The sequence below is a fragment of the Mycolicibacterium sp. XJ1819 genome (assembly GCF_053483675.1).
In genome coordinates this window covers 1-378 of sequence record NZ_JBEFST010000060.1, presented here as the reverse complement: position 1 = coordinate 378, position 378 = coordinate 1, and the positions used below count along the sequence as shown (strand labels likewise).

Sequence of the window (378 nt, the reverse complement as noted above, 5' to 3'; positions counted from 1 at the left end):
ATCGGTCCAGCCGCAGAACGTCTTGATCAGATGATGGCTGCGGCAGTAGAGCTTGGTGTTGGACGGATGGGTGGGCCCGTGCGGCCACGGCACGGTGTGATCAATATCGGACTTGGCCGCCGGTGTGTCACATCCGGGCCAGCGACAGGTCAGGTCGCGCCACCGGATGAACTCGGCAGTGGCCGCGCTGGGCCGATAGCTTGGATCCGGCGCGACCCCGGCGGGCATGATCACCGGTGTGCACGCGGCGGTGGTGGCGATGCGGCGCACCGACTCGGCGGGGATGATCCCGAAGCCGGGCAGATAACCCGGCCGGTCACTGGCGCCGGCCACGGTGGCCGGCTCGGCCACCAGGTGGATGACCGCGCTGGCCGCCGC

1 protein-coding gene is annotated in these 378 nt (G+C 69.8%); it reads right to left on the bottom strand.

Features of this window, described 5'->3' with window-relative positions:
* A partial coding sequence (locus ABQE89_RS26300) for an HNH endonuclease signature motif containing protein (RefSeq protein WP_448422179.1) occupies window positions 1–378 on the bottom strand: 378 nt, incomplete at both ends.